14 protein-coding genes are annotated in these 19,706 nt (G+C 67.5%); 7 read left to right on the top strand and 7 right to left on the bottom strand.

The window, feature by feature from the left end; genetic code table 11:
* Positions 1 to 13: 13 nt before the first annotated feature.
* Genes FSZ31_RS01630 through tsaD form a run of 3 tightly spaced genes read right to left on the bottom strand, consistent with a single transcriptional unit; the run spans position 14 to position 3,584 of the window.
* Positions 14 to 1,540, bottom strand: coding sequence for a lipopolysaccharide biosynthesis protein (locus FSZ31_RS01630; protein WP_201739102.1), 1,527 nt, complete (start codon positions 1,538 to 1,540; stop codon positions 14 to 16).
* Positions 1,541 to 1,569: 29 nt separating this feature from the next.
* On the bottom strand, positions 1,570 to 2,550 hold the full coding sequence (locus FSZ31_RS01625) for an NAD(P)H-dependent glycerol-3-phosphate dehydrogenase (RefSeq protein WP_147121314.1): 981 nt from the start codon (positions 2,548 to 2,550) through the stop codon (positions 1,570 to 1,572).
* Positions 2,547 to 3,584: a tRNA (adenosine(37)-N6)-threonylcarbamoyltransferase complex transferase subunit TsaD gene (tsaD, locus tag FSZ31_RS01620; protein ID WP_147121313.1), complete on the bottom strand. Its 1,038-nt coding sequence runs from the start codon at positions 3,582 to 3,584 to the stop codon at positions 2,547 to 2,549. The genes FSZ31_RS01625 and tsaD overlap by 4 nt, the downstream gene beginning before the upstream one ends.
* 114 nt (positions 3,585 to 3,698) lie before the next feature.
* On the opposite strand from tsaD, the gene hemC reads away from it, so the two are divergent.
* The 6 genes from hemC to FSZ31_RS01590 are packed head-to-tail and all read left to right on the top strand — an operon-like array spanning position 3,699 to position 9,159.
* Positions 3,699 to 4,637 carry a hydroxymethylbilane synthase gene (gene hemC / locus FSZ31_RS01615; protein ID WP_201739101.1) on the top strand — a complete coding sequence of 313 codons (939 nt, stop codon included), beginning with the start codon at positions 3,699 to 3,701 and terminating at the stop codon, positions 4,635 to 4,637.
* Positions 4,634 to 5,332, top strand: coding sequence for a uroporphyrinogen-III synthase (locus FSZ31_RS01610; RefSeq protein WP_147121312.1), 699 nt, complete (start codon positions 4,634 to 4,636; stop codon positions 5,330 to 5,332). Before hemC ends, FSZ31_RS01610 begins: the two co-directional genes overlap by 4 nt.
* Positions 5,333 to 5,336: 4 nt before the next feature.
* Entirely contained in the window at positions 5,337 to 6,275 is a 939-nt protein-coding gene (locus FSZ31_RS01605; protein ID WP_147121311.1) for a hypothetical protein, read from the top strand.
* 16 nt (positions 6,276 to 6,291) lie between these two features.
* Positions 6,292 to 7,491, top strand: coding sequence for an acyl-CoA dehydrogenase (locus FSZ31_RS01600; protein WP_147121310.1), 1,200 nt, complete (start codon positions 6,292 to 6,294; stop codon positions 7,489 to 7,491).
* A 4-nt stretch (positions 7,492 to 7,495) separates the two neighbouring features.
* Positions 7,496 to 8,035 carry a GNAT family N-acetyltransferase gene (locus FSZ31_RS01595; protein WP_147121309.1) on the top strand — a complete coding sequence of 180 codons (540 nt, stop codon included), beginning with the start codon at positions 7,496 to 7,498 and terminating at the stop codon, positions 8,033 to 8,035.
* A complete protein-coding gene (locus tag FSZ31_RS01590; protein ID WP_147121308.1) occupies positions 8,032 to 9,159 on the top strand; it encodes a CaiB/BaiF CoA transferase family protein in 1,128 nt (375 codons plus the stop codon). The genes FSZ31_RS01595 and FSZ31_RS01590 overlap by 4 nt, the downstream gene beginning before the upstream one ends.
* A 12-nt stretch (positions 9,160 to 9,171) precedes the next feature.
* Here FSZ31_RS01590 and FSZ31_RS01585 read toward each other — a convergent pair whose 3' ends face one another.
* Both FSZ31_RS01585 and mutS read right to left on the bottom strand, forming a co-directional pair.
* Positions 9,172 to 11,940 (bottom strand): [protein-PII] uridylyltransferase, encoded by a 2,769-nt coding sequence (locus tag FSZ31_RS01585; protein WP_147121307.1) that lies wholly within the window; start codon positions 11,938 to 11,940, stop codon positions 9,172 to 9,174.
* Between the two features lie 9 nt (positions 11,941 to 11,949).
* Entirely contained in the window at positions 11,950 to 14,610 is a 2,661-nt protein-coding gene (gene mutS / locus FSZ31_RS01580) for a DNA mismatch repair protein MutS (protein ID WP_236643612.1), read from the bottom strand.
* A gap of 128 nt (positions 14,611 to 14,738) precedes the next feature.
* On the opposite strand from mutS, the gene FSZ31_RS01575 reads away from it, so the two are divergent.
* Positions 14,739 to 17,012: an NADP-dependent malic enzyme gene (locus FSZ31_RS01575; protein ID WP_201739100.1), complete on the top strand. Its 2,274-nt coding sequence runs from the start codon at positions 14,739 to 14,741 to the stop codon at positions 17,010 to 17,012.
* Positions 17,013 to 17,026: 14 nt separating this feature from the next.
* Here the strand turns inward: FSZ31_RS01575 and FSZ31_RS01570 are convergent, their stop codons facing one another.
* Together FSZ31_RS01570 and FSZ31_RS01565 are read right to left on the bottom strand one after the other, a co-directional pair.
* Positions 17,027 to 19,045, bottom strand: a complete 2,019-nt coding sequence (locus FSZ31_RS01570; protein ID WP_161595920.1) for an ATP-binding protein — start codon at positions 19,043 to 19,045, stop codon at positions 17,027 to 17,029.
* 22 nt (positions 19,046 to 19,067) lie between these two features.
* Complete coding sequence (locus tag FSZ31_RS01565) at positions 19,068 to 19,538, bottom strand: outer membrane protein assembly factor BamE (protein ID WP_147121304.1); 471 nt, start codon at positions 19,536 to 19,538, stop codon at positions 19,068 to 19,070.
* Positions 19,539 to 19,706 lie beyond the last annotated feature (168 nt).

Raw genomic sequence — 19,706 nt, 5'->3', positions numbered from 1 at the left:
CACGCCGCAACGGCTATTCGGATTTTTCGAGCCGTTCGAAGGTCATGCCCTCGTCGGCAGCACCCTTCGAGCGGAAGAGCGCGCGGTCTTCGGCGCCGAAGCCCTTGGTCCAGACGATATAGCCGTAGATTGCCAGGATGATCGGCACGCCGAAAGCAAGCTCGGCCCATTCGGGCAATTGGATTGCGCCATAGCCGAGCAGCATCGCTCCCGCGGTCGCCCAGGCGAGCGCCCAGCGCCAGCCGCTGACCGGTGCTTCGAGAATTTTCGCGAGCAGCCGTGCCTTCAGGATCGACGAAAGACCGAGCGAGACCATCAACGCACATGCCACCGCGCCCGCTTCGTAGGTCGGCGGCAGATGCAGCGTCCGCACGACGAGGACGAAGCCCACGCTGAGCACCGCCTGGAGACAGATCATCGCGACCGAGATCATCAGGTTGCGATGGCGCGCGACATAGACGAGCGCGCCCTCGGCAACCGCGGCAGTCGAGGCGACGACTTCGGCGGCGAGCAGGAAGGCAAGTGCGCCGGTGCCGCCGACGAAGGTCGCGCCGACCAGGCCCATGACCGCCTCGCCGGGAATGCCGAGCGCCAGCGCGATCCCTGCCTGCGCCGCGATGACCCAGAAGCTGACCTGGCTGATCTGGACCGCGATCGCCTTCATATTGCCAGCCTCAAGATTGCGCGTGATGACCGGGCCGAGGATCGGTTCGAAACTGGTCTTGAGCTTTTGCGGCAGGCTGGCGACCTGTTGTGCGACGTAATAGATGCCGACGATTGCGGGCGACGCGAACAGGCCGAGAATGGCGAGATCGATCCGCCGCGAGCCCCATTCGATCGCATCGGCGGCGGCGAGCGGTGCATTGCGCCGGGCGAGCTTGCGCAACTGGTCGGTGCGCGGTCGCCAGCCATGCGGCAGGCCATAGCTCCTGATCAGTGGGATCATCGCCGCAATCATCGCGGCGACCATCGAAACGACGTACGCCATGATCAGTCCGTCACGCGTCGAATAAAAGGCGAACCCGATCGCGGCAAAGCTGATCGTCCAGGGTTCGACGATCGATCGTGCGCGCACCGTCGCGGCGACGTCATACCGATAGGCGAGCGCGGCGAGCGCGATGTCGGTGCCCGCGACAGCGAAGATAACGAGCGGCAGCAAGCGATCGAGGCCGTTGATGTCGCTGTTGGGGAACATCGCTTCGGGAAATGCGATCAGGATGACCGCCGCGATCGACGAGACGATCAGGCTGACAAGCAACCCGTCCCACACGACATGGGTGTGATGGCGATCGGTCGAGCTCAATTGCTCGGCGAGGCCGCGCTTGAGCCCGAGGGTAGCGAGTTGCGCCGCGAATTCGACAATTAGGATCGCATAGGCGAAGCGTCCGAGCGCCGCGGCACCGTACCAGCGACCGGCGATGTAGAGGAATGGCAGGCGTGCGGCGAGGCGCAGGACGAAGCCGAAGAAATTGGTCCGGCCGCCCTTGGCCAGCGCGGCGACATCAGCGCCGTTCGCCTCTTCGGCGGTAAGTGCGGGCACGATGGGTGGAAGGGGCGGAACAGCCAAGCTCAGCGCTCGCTCTTGAGCGGACGCGCGAGCAGGTCGCGGACGACTTCACGGACATCGCGCGTGCCGGCGAGCAATTCACCGACCGCCGCAACGATCGGCATGTCGACGCGCATCTCTCGGGCCGCAGCGAGGACGACGGGGGCGCTGTGCGCGCCCTCGGCGACGGTGTTGCGGTCGGCGAGCAGTTCCTTCGCGCTGCGCCCCTCGCCGAGCCCCTTGCCGAGCGAGAAATTGCGCGACGACGTCGACGAGCAGGTCAGGACGAGATCGCCAAGCCCGGCGAGTCCGGCGAGCGTTTCGGCATGCGCTCCCTTGGCGAGGCCGAAGCGCGTCATTTCGGCAAAACCGCGGCTGATCAGCGCGGCGCGCGCATTCTGGCCAAGCCCGGCGCCGTCGACGACACCACAGGCGATCGCGAGGACGTTCTTGACTGCGCCGCCGATCTCGGCGCCGATGACGTCGCTCGACAGATAGGGGCGAAATGCGGGACGCGCGATGTCTTTGGCAAGGCGCCGGCCGAGCGGCTCGTCGGCCGAAGCGAGCGTTACCGCCGCTGGCAGTCCGGCAGCAACTTCGTGCGCGAAAGTCGGTCCCGACAGCACCGCGATCGGCGAATCGCGATGGACCTCGGCGGCAACGTCGCTCATCAGCAGGCGCGTCTTTGCTTCCATGCCCTTGCTGCACAGGATCAGTGGACGCCCGCGCGCATCGAGTCCGGCGAGGACGCTGCGCATGTGCTGCGCGGGGGTGACGACGAGGAGCGCATCGCAAGCGTCGAGATCGCCAAGGTCGCTCGTCGCCCGCAGTGTCGGAGACAGAGCAAGCCCCCTGAGAAACAGCGTGTTCTCGTGGTGCGTATTGACGCTTTCGACGACTTCGGTTTCGCGCGCCCAGAGCAGCACCGGCGCGCCTTCGGAGGCGAGCATCTGTGCCAGCGCCGTGCCCCAGGCGCCGCCGCCGATGACGCCGAACGACGTCATGCCTTCACCCCCGCACCGCGCACGCTGTCGGCGGCGGTATCGAGCGGCCAGCGCGGGCGCGCGGCGATGTCGAGCGGGTCGGTGAGGCCGGCGGCAAAGCGTTCGCCCCCCGCCCAGGCGATCATCGCGCCATTGTCGGTGCACAGCCACAAGGGCGGCGCGACGAAGGCGAGGCCGTGATCTGCGGAGAGCCGCTGGAGAGCGGTACGGATGATCGCGTTGGCTGCAACGCCCCCCGCCATGACGAGGGCACTCGGAGCAAAATCGAGGCCTTTCAATGCTTTGTCAGTGCGATCAACGAGGCAATCGACGACCGCCTGCTGGAAGCTCGCGGCGATATCGTTGGTTTGGTAGTCGCCCGATTGCGCGGCGCGCATCACCGCGCTCTTGAGTCCGGCAAAGCTGAAATGCGGCTCGGGCGAGCCGAGCAGCGGACGCGGTAACGGTACCGCAGTAGGATCGCCTTCGCGCGCCGCCGCCTCGACCGCGGGGCCGCCGGGAAAGCCGAGGCCGAGCAGCTTGGCGGTCTTGTCGAACGCCTCGCCCGCGGCATCGTCGATCGTCGTCGCAAGGCGCCGGTAGCGGCCGACGCCCTCGACCGCGAGCAATTGGCAATGGCCGCCCGAGACGAGCAGCAACAGATAGGGAAATTGCAGGTCAGGGTCGGTCAGGCGCGCGCTCAGCGCATGGCCTTCGAGATGGTTGACCGCGACCAGCGGCTTGCCCGCGCCATGCGCCAGCGCCTTGCCGGTGACGAGCCCGACCATGACGCCGCCGATCAGTCCCGGTCCGGCGGTCGCGGCGATCGCATCGACCTCAGCCAGCGCCAGCCCCGCATCGGCGAGCGCGGCCTCGACCAGCGGCGCGATCTTTTCGGCGTGCGCGCGCGCAGCGATTTCGGGCACGACGCCGCCATAGGGGCGGTGCGCGTCTTCTTGTGTGGCGAGTTTGTGCGAAAGGATCTCGCGTTCCGACGTGACCAGCGCAACTGCGGTTTCGTCGCAGCTCGATTCGATACCGAGGATGATCGTCATGGCGGTCGCGTTGTTCTCCCGTCCGCCGCCATAGGCAGTTTTGCGCCAAGGCAAAAGGGCGATGGTGACGCACCCCCCTTCCCCTTGGCGCGCGGCTTGGATAGGGGGCAGAGCGTGGCAGACCCGATCCCATCGCCTTCGTCCGAGCAACCGTTCCGCATCGGCACACGCGCCTCGCCGCTCGCGCTGGCACAGGCGACGCTGACGCGCGATGCGCTGATTGCCGTGCATGGCTGGGCGCAGGACGCGGTCGTGCTCGTCCCGATGATCGCAAGCGGCGATCGCATCCAGGACCGCGCGCTCGCCGAGATCGGCGGCAAGGAACTGTGGACGCGCGAACTCGACCGCGCGCTGGCCAACGGCGAGATCGACTGCGCGGTGCATTCGCTCAAGGATGTCGAGACGATCCGCCCGGCGGCATTCGTCATTGCCGCGATCCTCGAACGTGCCGATCCGCGCGACCGGCTGATCGGCGCCGCGAGCATCGCCGACCTGCCCCGCGGCGCGCGGATCGGCACCGCCAGCCCGCGCCGCGCGGCACAATTGCTCCATGCGCGCCCCGATCTCGATATCACCTTGCTGCGCGGCAATGTCGCAACCCGGCTCGCCAAACTCGACGCTGGCGAGGTCGACGCGACCTTGCTTGCGGCGGCGGGCCTCGACCGGCTCGGCATGAACGATATCGGCGTCGCGCTCGATATCGACACGATGCTGCCGGCGCCATCGCAGGGCGCGATCGGGATCGAAGTGCTCGCCGACAATGACGGCGCGCGCGCCGCCGTTACGGCGATCGACCATGACGTCACCCATCGCTGCGTCGCCGCCGAGCGCGCGCTGCTCGCCGAACTGGGCGGAGACTGCCGATCGCCCGTCGCCGCGCATGCACGGATGCGCGCGCGCGGCATTATCCTGACCGCACATCTGTACGCGACCGACGGATCGGCAATGGTCTCGGGCGAGTACATGCTCGACGACGACAATACGCCTGCCGGGCTGGCGCGCGACCTCCTCGCCGAGGCACCGGCGGCGATCCGCGCGCTGTTTGCCGGATGAGCGCGCCTCCTATTATCGTCGTGCGGCCCGAGCCGGGTGGCAGCGCGACCGTGGCGGCAGCGCGCGCGATGGGTCTCGAGGCGCACGCCTGTCCGCTGTTTGCCGTTGCGCCGATCGCCTGGTCGCCGCCGCGCGCCGAGCCATTCGATGCGCTCGTCCTGACCAGCGCCAACGCGGTGCGCCACGGCGGCGATGCGCTGACGCGCTATACGGCTCTCCCGGTCCATGTTGTCGGCGAAGCGACCGCCGAAGCGGCGCGCGGCGCAGGTTTCAGCGTCGCGGGAATACACGACGGCGCGCAATCCCTGTTCGATTCGCTTGGCCCCACGGGCACGCGCAATGTCCTGTGGCTGTGCGGCGAGGATCGCACCGCGATCGAACCGGGCGCGCTCGATATCACGGCGCTGCCCGTCTATGCGGCGCGGCCGATCGATCCGCCCGCCAGTTTCGCCGCGCTGGTTTCGTCGCCCGCGACCGTGCTGGTCCATAGCGTGCGCGCAGGCGAACGCCTCGCCGCCCTGGTCGAGCATCGCGCATCCGTCGCGATCGCTGCGATCAGCGACAAGGTGGCGCAGGCATGCGGCGACGGATGGGCGCGCATTGTCGTCGCCGCCGAGCCGAACCGAGAGGCGATGCTGGAACTGGCCGAGCGGATGTGCCAGACGACAGGCTGCAAGCATACCGCAGGACAATGACCCGATGACGCGCGATTACGAACCGATCCGAGGCAGCGATACACCGAGCCCGAACCGCGCCCGCACGCTGGCGATCATCATCGCGATCGCACTGATCTGCGGCATCGTCGCGGGCGGCTGGCTCGTCACGCGCTTCACCCGAGGCGAGGCCGATGGTGCCAAGATCACGGCGCAGAGCGGCGCGGCCAGCGAGCAGGCCGCCGCAGCACTCGGCCAGCGGATCGGTCCAGACGGCAAGGTCGCGGCGCAAACTCCGCCGAGCGGCGATCAGCCGGCGGCAATGGCGAGCGCACCCCTGACCCCCGAAGCGAACCGCGCGCTGGCAACGCGCGTCGCCGATCTCGAAGACCGGCTGTCGCGGATCAATGTCGCGGCACAGGCGGCATCGGGCAATGCCGCGCGCGCCGAAGGGCTGCTCGTCGCGTTCGCCGCGCGCCGGATCATCGATAAGGGCGTGCCGCTTGGCTATATCGAGGGGCAGCTCAGGCTGCGCTTCGGCGACCAGCAGCCGCGCGCGGTCGATACGATTATCGAAACGGGCAACAAGCCGGTGACGCTCGAGGACTTGCGTACGGGTCTGGCTGATATCTCGGGCGAGCTTGTCAGCGGCAGCGATGTCGGCGGCCTGTGGAGCAACTTTCGCCGCGAGCTCGGCGAGCTGTTCGTCGTCCGCAAGGAGGGCACCCCCTCGCCGGTCCCGACGCAGCGGCTCGAGCGCGCCAAGCGATCGCTCGACGCGGGCAATGTCGATGCGGCGATCACCGAGGTCGAGGCGATGCCCGGCCACGGAGCCGCCGACGAATGGCTGGTCGAAGCGCGCCGCTATGCCCGCGTGCGCGAAGCGCTCGACCTGATCGAGACCGCCGCGATCCTCGAGCCGCTGCGCAGCGGCGACACCAGCCCCGGCGCGGTCGCCCCCGTCACACCCTCCACCACCCGCTAGACATCAGGATATCATCATGGCGCGCGACGACGCATCTTCCATCCACCCGCTCGACTGGGCCGACCCGTTCCGCCTCGACGCGCAGCTGACCGACGAAGAGCGGATGGTTCGCGACACCGCGCGCGATTATGCGCAGGACAAGCTGCTGCCACGCGTCACCCGCGCCTATCTCGACGAGACTTTCGACCGCGAGATCATGACCGAGATGGGGGCCCTCGGCCTGCTCGGATCGACCATCCCCGAAGAGTTCGGCGGCGCCGGCCTGGGCTATGTCAGCTACGGCCTCGTCGCGCGCGAGGTCGAGCGCGTCGATTCGGGCTATCGCAGCGCGATGAGCGTGCAGAGCTCGCTCGTGATGCACCCGATCAATGCCTATGGGTCGGACGAGCAGCGGCGCAAATACCTGCCCAAACTCGCCACCGGCGAGTGGGTCGGCTGTTTCGGACTGACCGAACCCGATGCGGGTAGCGATCCCGCCGGCATGCGCACGCGCGCCAAGAAGGTCGATGGCGGTTATGTCATTTCGGGCAGCAAGATGTGGATCACCAATTCGCCGATCGCCGACGTCTTCGTCGTCTGGGCGAAATCGGACGCGCACGACGGCAAGATTCGCGGCTTCGTGCTCGAAAAGGGCATGAAGGGCCTGTCGGCTCCCAAGATCGAGGGCAAATTGAGCCTGCGCGCATCGATCACCGGCGAGATCGTGATGGACGAGGTCGAGGTCGGCGAAGACGCTTTGCTGCCCAATGTCGAGGGATTGAAGGGTCCGTTCGGCTGTCTCAACCGCGCACGCTATGGCATCGCCTGGGGCACGATGGGTGCCGCCGAAGCATGTTTCGAGGCCGCACGCGGCTACACGCTCGAACGCAAGCAGTTCGGCCGCCCGCTCGCCGCCAACCAGATCGTCCAGCTGAAGCTGGCCAACATGCTGACCGAGATTTCGCTCGGCCTGCAAGCCGCCTTGCGCGTCGGCCGGCTGATCGACGAGGGCCATCTGTCGCCCGACATGGTTTCGATCATCAAGCGCAACAATTGCGGCAAGGCGCTCGATATCGCCCGCGTCGCGCGCGACATGCACGGCGGCAACGGCATCGCCGCCGAATTCCACGTCATCCGCCATGCGATCAACCTCGAAACGGTCAACACCTATGAGGGCACGCACGACGTCCACGCGCTGATATTGGGGCGGGCGATCACGGGCATTTCGGCTTTTTAAGACGATGGCCGCGATTCCTGATCTGCAGCCGACGCTGATCGGCCAGACGATCGACCTCCGCCCGACCGTCGCGAGCGACTGGGACGGGTTGTTCGCCGTCGCGTCCGATCCCGCAATCTGGGCAGTGCATCCGGCGCACGACCGTTGGCAGGAGCCGGTGTTCCGCAAGTTCTTTGACGATGCGTTGGCGTCGCGCGGCGCGTTGACGGTGCGCGACAAGGCGAGCGGCACGATCATCGGGTCGAGCCGCTATAGCACCGAGCGCGCACCGACGGGCGAGATCGAGATCGGCTGGAGCTTCCTTGCCCGCGACTATTGGGGTGGCGCGACCAATAAAGAAATGAAACGCCTGATGCTCGATTATGCCTTTCGCTGGTTCGACCCGGTCATCTTCGTCGTCGGCGACACCAATATCCGGTCGCGCAAGGCGATGGAAAAGATCGGCGGCGTGCTGACCGACCGCGTTGACGAGCGCGTCATGGCCGGAGAGACGACGCGCCACGTGATTTATGAAATGCGCCGTCCGCTGGATTGGCCGACATGAAACCGCTCGCGGGGATCAAGGTCGTCGAACTGGCGCGGATCCTTGCCGGGCCATGGTGCGGGCAGTTGCTCGCCGATCTCGGCGCCGAGGTGATCAAGATCGAGCGCCCGGGCGCAGGCGACGACACGCGCCACTGGGGCCCGCCCTTCGTCGGGGAAGGCAGCGATCGCAGCGCCGCCTATTTCCACGCGACCAACCGCGGCAAGACGAGCCGGTCGATCGACATCGCCACGCCCGAGGGCCAGGCCGCGGTCCGCGCGCTCGTCGCCGGCGCCGATGTCGTGATCGAAAACTACAAGGTCGGCGGACTTGCCAAATACGGGCTCGACCACGCCGCGCTGAGCGCGATCAACCCGCGCCTCGTCACCTGCTCGATCACCGGCTTCGGCCAGACCGGGCCGTACAAGGATCGCGCCGGATACGATTTCATCATCCAGGCGATGGGCGGCATCATGTCGCTGACCGGCGAGCCCGACGGGCCACCGCAAAAGAGCGGCGTCGCCTATGCCGATATCTTCACCGGCGTCTATTCGGCGGTCGCGATCCTCGCCGCGCTGCACCAGCGCGACACCGCGGGGCACGAGCGATACGGGCACGGCGCGCATATCGACATGGCATTGCTCGACACGCAGGTCGGCGTGCTCGCCAACCAGGCGGCCAATTATTTCGCCAGCGGGCGCGCGCCATCGCGCATGGGCAATGGTCACGCCAATCTGGTCCCCTATCAGGCGTTCGCCTGCGCCGACGGCGACCTCGTCATCGCGGTCGGCAACGACGCGCAGTTCGCGCGGTTGTGCGGTGTCATCGGGCGCGGCGAGCTGGCCGACGATGTTCGATTTGCAACCAATGCCGGCCGGGTCGAGCATCGCGCCGACCTGATCCCCGAACTCGCGCACGCGATTGCGCGCCAGTCGAAAGCGGCGCTTTACGAAGCGCTCGAGGCGGCGGGCATTCCGGCAGGGCCGATCAACACCGTCGCCGAGGTCTTTGCCGACGCGCAGGTCATTGCGCGCGGGATGCGGATCGAGCCCGATGGTGCAGCGATCGCGGGGCTCGCCACGCCGATCGTGATCGACGGCGAACGGATGGTCAGCAAGGGAGGCGCGCCGGGAAAAGGCGACTAGCGCCAAACCGCCCTAGGCCGCGCGACGATCTTCCTTGTCGCCCGTGTCCTTCGGCCCGCGCGCGGCATCGAGCAGATGGCGTTCGAGCGTTTCGAGCCGCGTCTTCGAGACGATCTTCTGGCCGGTCAGGTCGGTCAGGTAAAAGGTGTCGACCGCGCGCTCGCCATAGGTCGAGATGTGCGCCGAATGGAGCGTGACCTTGGCCTCGAACAGCGCTTCGCCAAGACTGCCGAGCAGTGCGGGCCGGTCGCGGGCATTGACCTCGACCACGGTATAGCGGTTCGAGGCGCGGTTGTCGGCGGTCACCGAGGGGACGATGCGGAAGGCCTCGGCGCGAGTCAGCGCCAGCGGCTTGTCGGCGAGCTGACTGGCGAGCGGCGCTTCGCCGGCGAGCGATTGCCGGATCGCGCGTTTCATCCGGGCCAGCTTCTGCTTGCCGGTAAACGCCTTGCCGCGCTGGTCCTGGACAAGGAAATTGTCGATCGCGATGCCGCTGTCGAGCGTGTGGATGCGCGCGTCGATGATGTTGCCGCCGACGAGGTGGATGCCCATCGCGATGCGATAGAACAGGCCGGGATGATCGCCCGCCGCGACCATCACCAGCGTCGCGCCGCGATCCTTGTCGGTGACGGTATCGATCGACAGCGGCGCGTCGCCCATGGCAGCGAGGTGGCGTGCATTGTGCGCGAGGATCTCGATCGGTTCGGCGATCAGATATGGGGCAGGCGCGCCCGCGACGAAGGCGTCGAACTGCTCGGCGGGCCAGTCGAGCGCGGCGCGCAGGTCGGCGATCTTGTGCGCCAGCCGCGCCTCGCGCCCGTGCTGGATATGGCCGAGCCGGAGTACCTCTTCGGCGGCGTCGAACAGGCTGCGCAGCAACTGGCGTTTCCAGTCGTTCCACACGCCGGGACCGACCGCGCGGATGTCGACGACGGTCAGCATCAGCAGCAGGCGCAGGCGCTCGATCGATTTGACCTCGCCGACGAAGTCCTGGATCGTCTTGGGATCGGCGAGGTCGCGCTTGAAGGCGAAGCGCGACATCAACAGGTGATGGCGGACGAGCCATGCGACGAGTTCGGTCTCGCTGTCAGTGAGGCCGAAGCGCGGACACAGCTCGAGCGCGATCTCGCCGCCGAGTTCGCTGTGGTCGCCGCCGCGGCCCTTGGCGATGTCGTGCAGCAGTACCGCGACGTAGAGGACGCGGCGATGCGCGATGCGGCCGAACAATGCGTGGCTGAGTGGATGGTCGTCGCCGAGATCGCCCGCCTCGATCCGCGCGAGCAGCCCGATCGCGCGGATGGTGTGCTCGTCGACGGTGAAGTGATGGTACATGTCGAACTGCATCTGCGCGACGACCCGGCCGAAATCGGGCACGAAACGGCCGAACACGGTCGCCTCGTTCATCCAGCGCAGCACGCTGGCGGGATCGCGCGGACTGGTCAGCACGTCGAGGAACAGCGCGTTGGCGCGGGCGTCGTCGCGGACCGTGCGGTCGATCAGTTTCGCGTCGCGGCGCGCGGCGCGCATCGCCAGCGGATGGATTTCGAGGCCGTATGTGTCGGCCAGCGCGAAGATCTCGATGAGCCGCACCGGATCGGCGCGAAAGAACCCCTCGTCGGGCAGGGCGAGCCGCCCGCGATCGAGCGCGAAGCCGTTGAGCTTGCCCGGGCGCCGCCGGATCGTCGGGAGGAAACGCCGGCCCTTTTCGCCCTTCGCCTCGTCGAGATGCGCGAGGAAGACGCCGGTCAGGTCGCCGACCGTCTTGGCGTTGAGGAAATAGAATTGCATGAAGCGTTCGACCGGCGACTGGCCGGTGCGATCGGCATAATGCATCCGGGTGGCAACCTCGCGCTGGAGATCGAAGGTCAGCCGGTCCTCGGCCCGCCCGGTGATCGCGTGGAGGTGGCAGCGGACGGCCCAGAGCCAGTTCTCGGCGCGCTGGAACTGGGCGAGCTCGCGCCTGGTCAGCAGGCCCGCCTCGACAAGATCACCGACAGTGCGCACGCGATAGACATATTTGCCGATCCAGAAGAGCGTGTGAAGGTCGCGCAGGCCACCCTTGCCCTCTTTCACATTGGGTTCGACGACATAGCGCGAATCGCCCATCCGCTTGTGTCGCGCATCGCGCTCGGCGAGCTTGTCGGCGACGAACTGGCGCGGTGCGAGCGACAGCACGTCGGCAACAAAGCGTTCGGCCGCGGCATCGTAAACCTCGCGGTCGCCCCAGACGAAGCGCGCTTCGAGCAGCGCGGTGCGGATCGTGAGGTCGTCGCGCGCCAGCCGCACGGTCTCATCAATGCTGCGCGACGACTGGCCGACCTTGAGGCCGAGATCCCACAAGGCATAGAGGATCGTTTCGATCACCTGTTCGGCCCAGGGCGTGCGCTTGCCCGGGGTGACGAAGGCGATGTCGACGTCGCTATAGGGCGCCATTTCGCCGCGGCCATAGCCACCGACCGCGATGATCGCGAGCCGCTCGCCCGCCGACCGGTTGCCGCCGGGATAGAGGTGCGCGAGCGTGAAATCGTGGATCAGGCGGATCAGCTGGTCGGTGACGAAGGCGTGGCCCGCGGCGATTTCGAGCCCGCGCGAGGGATGTTCGGCGAGGCGGCGGGCAAGTTCGGCATTGGCGTCGGCGAGCGCTTTCTTGAGCAACGCGACGGCGGCGTTGCGCCGGTCGGATGCCGATTCGCTTCCCCCGCCGATTTCAGCGAGCGCGTCGCCCAGCACGCGCCGGTCGATCAGGGCGCGCTGGTCGGGCAGATGGGCGAAACGCGGCATGGCCGCAATCTAGGACGCGTCGGCCTCGCTGGCCAGTTGCTTCAAGCGGTAGACGAGTTCGAGCGCGTCGCGCGGGGTCAGCGCATCGGCATCGAGCGCGGCAAGTTCGCTGCGCAGCGCGTCGGGCTTTTCATCCTCGACCTCGGCGAGCGCGGCGGCAAACAGCGGCAGGTCGTCGAGCCCCGCGGCCAGCCCGCCGGTTTTTTCGCGCCCCGCCTCGAGCTTGGCGAGGACCGACTTGGCGCGGGCTACGACGTGCGGCGGGACGCCCGCGAGCTTGGCCACGGCGAGACCGTAGCTGCGATCGGCGGGGCCGTCGGCAAGCTCGTGGAGGAGGACGAGATCGCCTTTCCATTCGCGCGCGCGGACATGGTGCAGGCTGAGCGCGTCGCAGCGCTCGGCAAGCCGGGTCAGCTCGTGATAATGCGTCGCGAACAGGCAGCGGCAGGCGAGATCGTCGTGCACCGCCTCGACCACCGCCCAGGCGAGCGCGAGGCCATCATAGGTCGAGGTGCCTCGGCCGACCTCGTCGAGCACGACAAAGCTGTTGGGGGTCGCCTGCGTCAGGATCGCGGCGGTTTCGACCATTTCGACCATGAAGGTCGAGCGGCCGCGCGCGAGATTGTCCGATGCACCGACCCGGCTGAACAGGCGATCGACCAGGCCAAGCCGCGCGCGGGTCGCGGGGACGTAGCTGCCCGCCTGCGCGAGCAGGACGATCAGTGCGTTCTGGCGCAGGAAGGTCGATTTGCCGCCCATGTTCGGCCCAGAGACGAGCCAAAGCCTGTTTTCCCGAGACAGGCCACAATCATTCGCCACGAAACGCTCATTGCGTGTCGCCAGTGCGGCTTCGACGACGGGGTGGCGGCCGCCCTCGATTTCGAGACACGGGGTGTCGGCAAAACCGGGCCGCGTCCAGCCGCCCTCGACCGCGCGGACCGCATGGCCCGCGGCGACGTCGAGCCGGGCGAGCGCATCGGCGGCGGCGGTGATGCGGTCCTTGGCGGCGGCGACCTCGCCGAGCAGCTCCTCGAGATGCGCCTGTTCGGCAGCGAGCGCATGGCCGCCCGCCTGCGCGACCTTCATCGCCTCTTCGTGCAATGCGGGCGCGTTGAAGCGGACGACGCCGGCGAGCGTCTGGCGATGGGTGAAGCCCGAATCGGCGACCATCAAACGGTCGCCGTGCTTGGCGGGCACCTCCACATGGTATCCCAATACCGCATTGTGCTTGATCTTGAGGCTCGCGATGCCGGTGGTCTCGCGATAGCCGGCCTCGAGCGCGGCGATCGCGCGGCGCGCATCGCCCGAAGTCGCGCGCAACGCGTCGAGCGCGGCGTCGTACCCCTCGGCAATGAAGCCGCCGTTCTGGCTCTCGGTCGGCGGGCTGGGCACCAGCGCGCGCGTCAGCGTATCGACCAGCGCGCCATGGCCGTCGAACGCGGGCAGCAGCGCATCGAGCAGCGCGGGGCGGTCGGCAGCCAGCGCGAGCCGTTCACGCAGCAGCCGCGCGCCGCCGAGGCCATCGCGGATCGCGCCGAGATCGCGGGGCGACCCGCGCGATGCGGCGATGCGGCCGAGCGCGCGCGCGATGTCGGGGAGCGACCGCAGCGTATCGCGCAAGGCGATGCGCCGGCCTTCGTCGTCGTGAAGCCATTGCACCAGCGCCAGCCGATCGTCGATCGCGGCGCGGTCCATCAATGGTGCCGACAGATCGGCGGCGAGCAGCCGCGCGCCCGCACCGGTGACGCTGCGGTCGACACAGGCAAGCAGGCTGCCGGCGCGACTACCCGACTGGCTGCGCGCGATCTCGAGGCTTTCGCGCGTCGCCGCGTCGATCAGCATGTGCGCCGCGCGCCGCCGCTGGACCGGCGGGCGCAGGAGCGGCAAGGCGCCGCGCCCGGCATGGTCAAGATAGGCGATAAGACCGCCCATTGCGGCGCGTTCGGCGCGGCTGAAATCACCGAATCCATCGAGCGTCGCGACGCCGAACAGCGTCTTGAGCGCCGCCTCGCTCTTGCCGCTGTCAAAGCTCGCCGTCGGGCGCGCGCAGAGCAAAGCAGGATCGATCATGGCTTCGAACGGCGATCCTTCGGCGACGATCACTTCGGAGGGGCCAAGGCGGGCGAGTTCGGCGTCGATCTCGCTCGCAACGACCTCTCCCACCTCGAACGTCCCGGTCGAGATATCGGCGGCGGCGAGCGCGCAGCCGCCCGAAGCCTCTGCAATCGCGACGAGCCAGTTCGACGATCGCGCGTCGAGCAATGCGTCCTCGGTCAGCGTGCCCGCAGTAACCAGCCGGACGATGTCGCGCGCGACAAGCGTTTTCGATCCGCCGCGCGCCTTGGCTTCGGCGGGCGTTTCGACCTGTTCGGCGATCGCGACGCGGTGACCGCCTTTAATGAGGCGTGCGAGATAGCCCTCGGCGGCATGGACGGGGACACCGCACATCGGCACCGGCGCGCCGTCGTGCTCGCCGCGGCTGGTCAGGGCGATATCGAGCGTCTCGGCCGCCGCCACCGCGTCGTCGAAGAACAGTTCGAAAAAATCGCCCATGCGGTAGAAAAGCAGGCAGTCGGGCGCTTGGCGCTTGAGCGCGAAATACTGCACCATCATCGGCGTCGGTGCGCTGCTCGCGTCGCTGCGTTTCGCCGATGTTCGCGCTTTTGCCATAGCGGCCTGCGATAGCGACGCGACGCGCCCGCGCCAAGCCGCGATCCCTGCGCGTCGATCGGACGGGCGCACGCTTGTCTCGCCCCTGCCGCTACGGCTAAGGCGAACGCCAACCAAAAGGACTGACCATGGCCGACGATATCGAGTTTTCCGACCGCGAGGCGCTGTTGTTCCATTCGCAGGGGCGGCCGGGCAAGATCGAGATCATCGCGTCGAAGCCGATGGCGACGCAGCGCGACCTCAGCCTGGCCTATTCCCCCGGCGTCGCGGTCCCGGTCCAGGCGATCGCCGACGATCCATCGGCGGCATATGATTACACCGCCAAGGGCAATCTCGTCGCGGTGATATCGAACGGCACCGCGATCCTCGGCATGGGAAATCTCGGTGCGCTTGCCTCGAAGCCCGTGATGGAGGGCAAGGCGGTCCTGTTCAAGCGCTTCGCCGACGTCGATGCGATCGACATCGAGGTCGATACCGAGGACGTCGACAAGTTCATCGAATGCGTCGCCCTGCTCGGTCCCAGCTTCGGCGGGATCAACCTCGAGGATATTGCCGCACCGTCGTGCTTCATCATCGAGCAGGCGCTGCGCGAACGGATGAACATCCCGGTCTTCCATGACGACCAGCACGGCACCGCGATCATCACCGCGGCGGGACTGATCAATGCCTGCCACCTGACCGGTCGCGACCTCAAGGACGTCAAGCTCGTCGTCAACGGCGCGGGCGCGGCGGCGATCGCGTGCACCGAGCTGATCAAGGCGCTCGGCGTGTCGGGCGACAACGTCATCATGTGCGACCGCGAAGGCGTCATCTACAAGGGCCGCGAAGGCGGCATGGACCAGTGGAAATCGGCGCACGCCGCCGACACCGATGCGCGCACGCTCGAAGACGCGCTCGACGGCGCCGATGTCTTTTTGGGGCTTTCGGCCGCAGGGGCGCTCAAGCCCGAATGGGTCATAAAAATGGCCAAGGCACCAATCATTTTCGCGATGGCCAATCCCGATCCCGAGATTACGCCGCCCGACGCGCGCGCGGCGCGACCCGATGCGATCATCGCCACCGGTCGGTCGGATTTTCCCAACCAGGTCAATAACGTACTCGGCTTTCCCTTTATCTTTCGCGGCGCGCTCGATGTCCGTGCGACGACGATCAACGAGGAAATGAAGATCGCCGCGGCGCACGCCATCGCCCAGCTCGCACGCCAGCAGGTGCCCGAAGAGGTCGCTCGGGCGTACGGCGGGCGCGCGCACAGCTTCGGCCCCGAATACATCATCCCCGCGCCGTTCGATCCGCGGCTGATGGAGGTCGTCCCCGCCGCGGTTGCGCAGGCGGCGATGGATTCGGGCGTGGCGCAGCGCGATATCCTCGACATCCCGGGCTATCGCCAGGTCCTCAAGGGACGGCTCAACCCGACCACCTCGGTGCTCACGCTCGCCTATGACGCGGCGCGGGCCAATCCCAAGCGCGTCGTCTTTGCCGAAGCCGAGGAAGAGGTCGTGCTGCGCGCGGCGATCCAGTTCAAGCAGGGCGGCTATGGCATTCCCGTTCTGGTCGGCCGCGAAGGCGTGCGCGACCAGTTGAAGGCGATGGGCGTCACCGACCCCGAATCGTTCGAGCTGCACAACAGCGTCAATTCGCCGCTGGTGCCGCAGATGGTCGAGACGCTGTACGAGCGCCTGCAACGGCGCGGCTATCTGCGCCGCGATGTCGAGCGGATGGTCAATCGCGATCGCAACATCTTTGGCGCTATGCTGCTCAAGCTCGGCGCCGCCGATGCGATGCTGACCGGCGTCACGCGGACCTATGCGCAGACGATGCGCGAGCTACGCCGCGTGTTCGATAACGATCCCGACCGTACCGCGTTCGGCATCCATGTCCTCGTCGGGCGGTCGCATACCGTGTTCATGGCCGACACCACGGTCAACGAACGCCCCAGCCCCGCCCAGCTCGCCGATATCGCGGTCGAGACCGCCAAGGTCGCGCGCCGCATGGGCCATGAGCCGCGCGTCGCGTTCCTGAGCTATTCGACCTTCGGTAACCCGGCGGGCAACTGGCTCGAGAACATCCGTGCGGCGGTCGCGCTGCTCGATGCGCGCGGCGCGGCGGGCGACGGTGTCGATTTCGAATATGAAGGCGAAATGGCGCCCGACGTCGCGCTCAACCCGACGGTGATGAAAAGCTATCCGTTCAGCCGCCTGTCGGGCCCGGCGAACATCCTCGTCATGCCCGGGCTGCAGTCGGCCAATCTCAGTGCCAAGCTGCTGCGCGAACTCGGCGGCGACGCGGTCATCGGACCGATGCTGGTGGGTATGGAAAAGCCCGTCCAGGTTGCGACGATGGCATCGAGCGCGTCCGAACTGGTGACGCTGGCGGTGCTCGCCGCAGGCGGTATCGCGCGCTGACGCGCAGCTAGCGTCTAGTCGGCGTCGATTCGTGCGAGCATCGTCTCGACCTGCATCAGCAGCCGGTCGGCGGTGAACGGTTTGGCGATCATCGCGTCGTGCGCGGCGTAATCGGGGGTTTCCTTGCCGGCATAGCCGGTCATCAGCAGGATCGGCATGTCGGGGAAGCGCTTGCGCACCTCGGCACTGAGCTGGAACCCGTCGAGATTGGGCATCTTGACGTCGGACAGGACAAGGTCGGGCGGCGTGCCGCTCCCAAGCAGCTCGACCGCCTGCACGCCGTCGACCGCCTCGACAATGGCATAGCCCGCCTCGCCGAGAAGTTCGACGACATGGCTGCGCAAGCGCTCATTGTCCTCGACCAGCAGGATGTTGCCCTGCGCCCGGCCGGGTGACAGCAGCACGTCGCCGGCGCCGTTCGCCGGTGCGCGCTTGCCGGGCTGTTCCTCGCCGTCGACCGCAACGGGCAGCCAGAGCGAAATCTCGGTGCCCTTGCCGACGCTGGTGTCGACCGCGACGCGGCCGCCCGATTGCGCGACGAAGCCCATCACCTGGCTGAGTCCGAGACCGGTGCCCTTGCCATGGTCCTTGGTCGTGAAGAACGGTTCGAAGACGCGTTCGCGCGTTGCCGCGTCCATGCCGATGCCTTCGTCGCGGACCGCGATGCGGACATAGTCGCCGGGCTGGCAGTCCTGCGCGCTGTCGTCGTCGGCGAGGCTGTCGAGATCGACGTTCTCGACGGTGATCTCGATGGTCCCGCCGTCGGGCATCGCGTCGCGCGCATTGACGACGAGGTTGATCAGCGAATTTTCGAGCTGGGCGGGATCGATCGAGATTTTGCATACGTCGTCGCCCTGGCGATAGGCAACGCGGTGCGCCCCGCCGAGCGATCGGTCGAACAGGTCCTTGAGCTGGGTTACCAGCGCGACGGGATCGATCACGACCGGGTCGAGCGATTGGCGCCGGGCGAAGGCGAGCAGCCGCTGTGTGAGGTTGGCGGCACGCTCCGACGCTTCGCGGGCATGGTCGAGGACGCGCGCAAGATCGCCGGTCCGCCCAGCCTTCGCCCGGCGCATCGCGGTTTCGATATTGCCGAGGATGATCGTCAGCAGATTGTTGAAATCGTGCGCGATGCCGCCGGTCAGCTGGCCGAGCGATTCCATCTTCTGGATATGCGCGAGCTGTTCCTCGGCGCGGATCGCGCGCGTCTGGTCGCGGCCGATGCGAAAGACGAGATCGTTCTTGCGAACCAGCGTCCAGTCGATCGACACCTCGTCGCCATTCGCGGTCATCATGCGCCGCTGGACCTGGATGCCGTCCTCACCCTCGCCGGGCACCCTGAGCGGACTGGTCTCGCTCGCCGCGTATAATAACGTGATGGGGTGCGCCGCGTCGGCCGGTCCGAACATCCTCTGCCAGGCGGGATTGGACTCGACGACGACGCCTTCGACGTCGGTGACGACCATGACATCGATCGCCCGCGACCACAGCAGGTCGCGATAATTCTCGGCGACCGAGACGCTGTCGGTGTCGCGCGCGATCCGCCGGCGTAGCTCAAGCTGGACGGCGACCTGGCGAGCCAGTGCAGCGAGGACGTCGGTGCCATCGAAATCGGTCCGCGGCTGTGTGTCGATGACGCACACCGTGCCGAGTGCATGGCCGTCGCTGTCGATGATCGGTGCGCCGGCATAAAAACGGACGAACGGGTCGCCGGTGACGAGAGGATTGTCGGCGAACCGCGGATCGCGCGCGGTGTCGGGCACGATCATCACCGCGTCACCCCGAATCGCATGGTCGCAAAAGGCGATGTTGCGCGGCGTTTCGGACGGATCGACGCCGACCCTGGCCTTGAACCACTGGCGATCGCGATCGACCAGCGAGACGAACGCCGAAGGCGTGCCGCACAGCCGGGCCGCAAGCCGCGCGATATCGTCGAACGCCTGTTCGGGCGCGGTGTCGAGCACGGCGTAACTGTCGAGCGCGGCAAGCCGGGCGCGCTCTTCGCTGCCGCCGACGTCGCTAGCCCCGCTCATCTCCCGTGCCCCTCCTCGTCGATCAATTGGGCGGCGGTGCGCCCGTGCCGGGTACGCCCACTGTGCCGATGTTGCCGAACAGCTCTTCGAAGAAGCTGCGATCGCGGCCCTTTGTCGGGGTCTTGTCGCCATTGGGGTTGATATGCTGGGCCAGCTCGACGCCGGTGCGATCGACGCTGGCGACATTGCCCGCCTCGTCGAAGGTCACGCGCATGACGGTCTGTTCAATCGGCTTCGGCGTCGCGAACGCGAGCTGCTTGGTCGTGCGCGAGACATAATACCATTCGTTGGGCGTGAACTGCCCGACAAAGGTCGGACGCCCGAGCGTGCCGACGACCGAATCGCGATTGTCGACGCCCGGCGAGATCGACGAGGACAACAACGGATCGAGGATCTGGCCGCGATGCATGCGCGTCTGGGTGCAGCCCGAGAGCGCCGCGGCGGTTACCAGCGAAGCCAGGATGAGGACGGTAGGTCGGGCGAAATTGCCCATGCGTTATTCTCCGGTTCGGGCGAACGTCCGGGGGAACGGGCGCGCGCGTGTCATGTCGCAGCGCTAGACGCGCCAAGCTTGCCCTTCCATTAAGCCAAAGCCGCGCCGTCGCCAAGGGCAGGCGCGCGATTGGTCGAAATCGCGCGCGCGGTTCGCCGAGCGGTGGGG

It is taken from the genome of Flavisphingopyxis soli (assembly GCF_007995095.1).
GTDB classification, from domain to species: domain Bacteria; phylum Pseudomonadota; class Alphaproteobacteria; order Sphingomonadales; family Sphingomonadaceae; genus Flavisphingopyxis; species Flavisphingopyxis soli.
The sequence above is the reverse complement of the archived record's forward strand: the minus strand, read 5'-3'. Positions and strand labels throughout refer to the sequence as shown.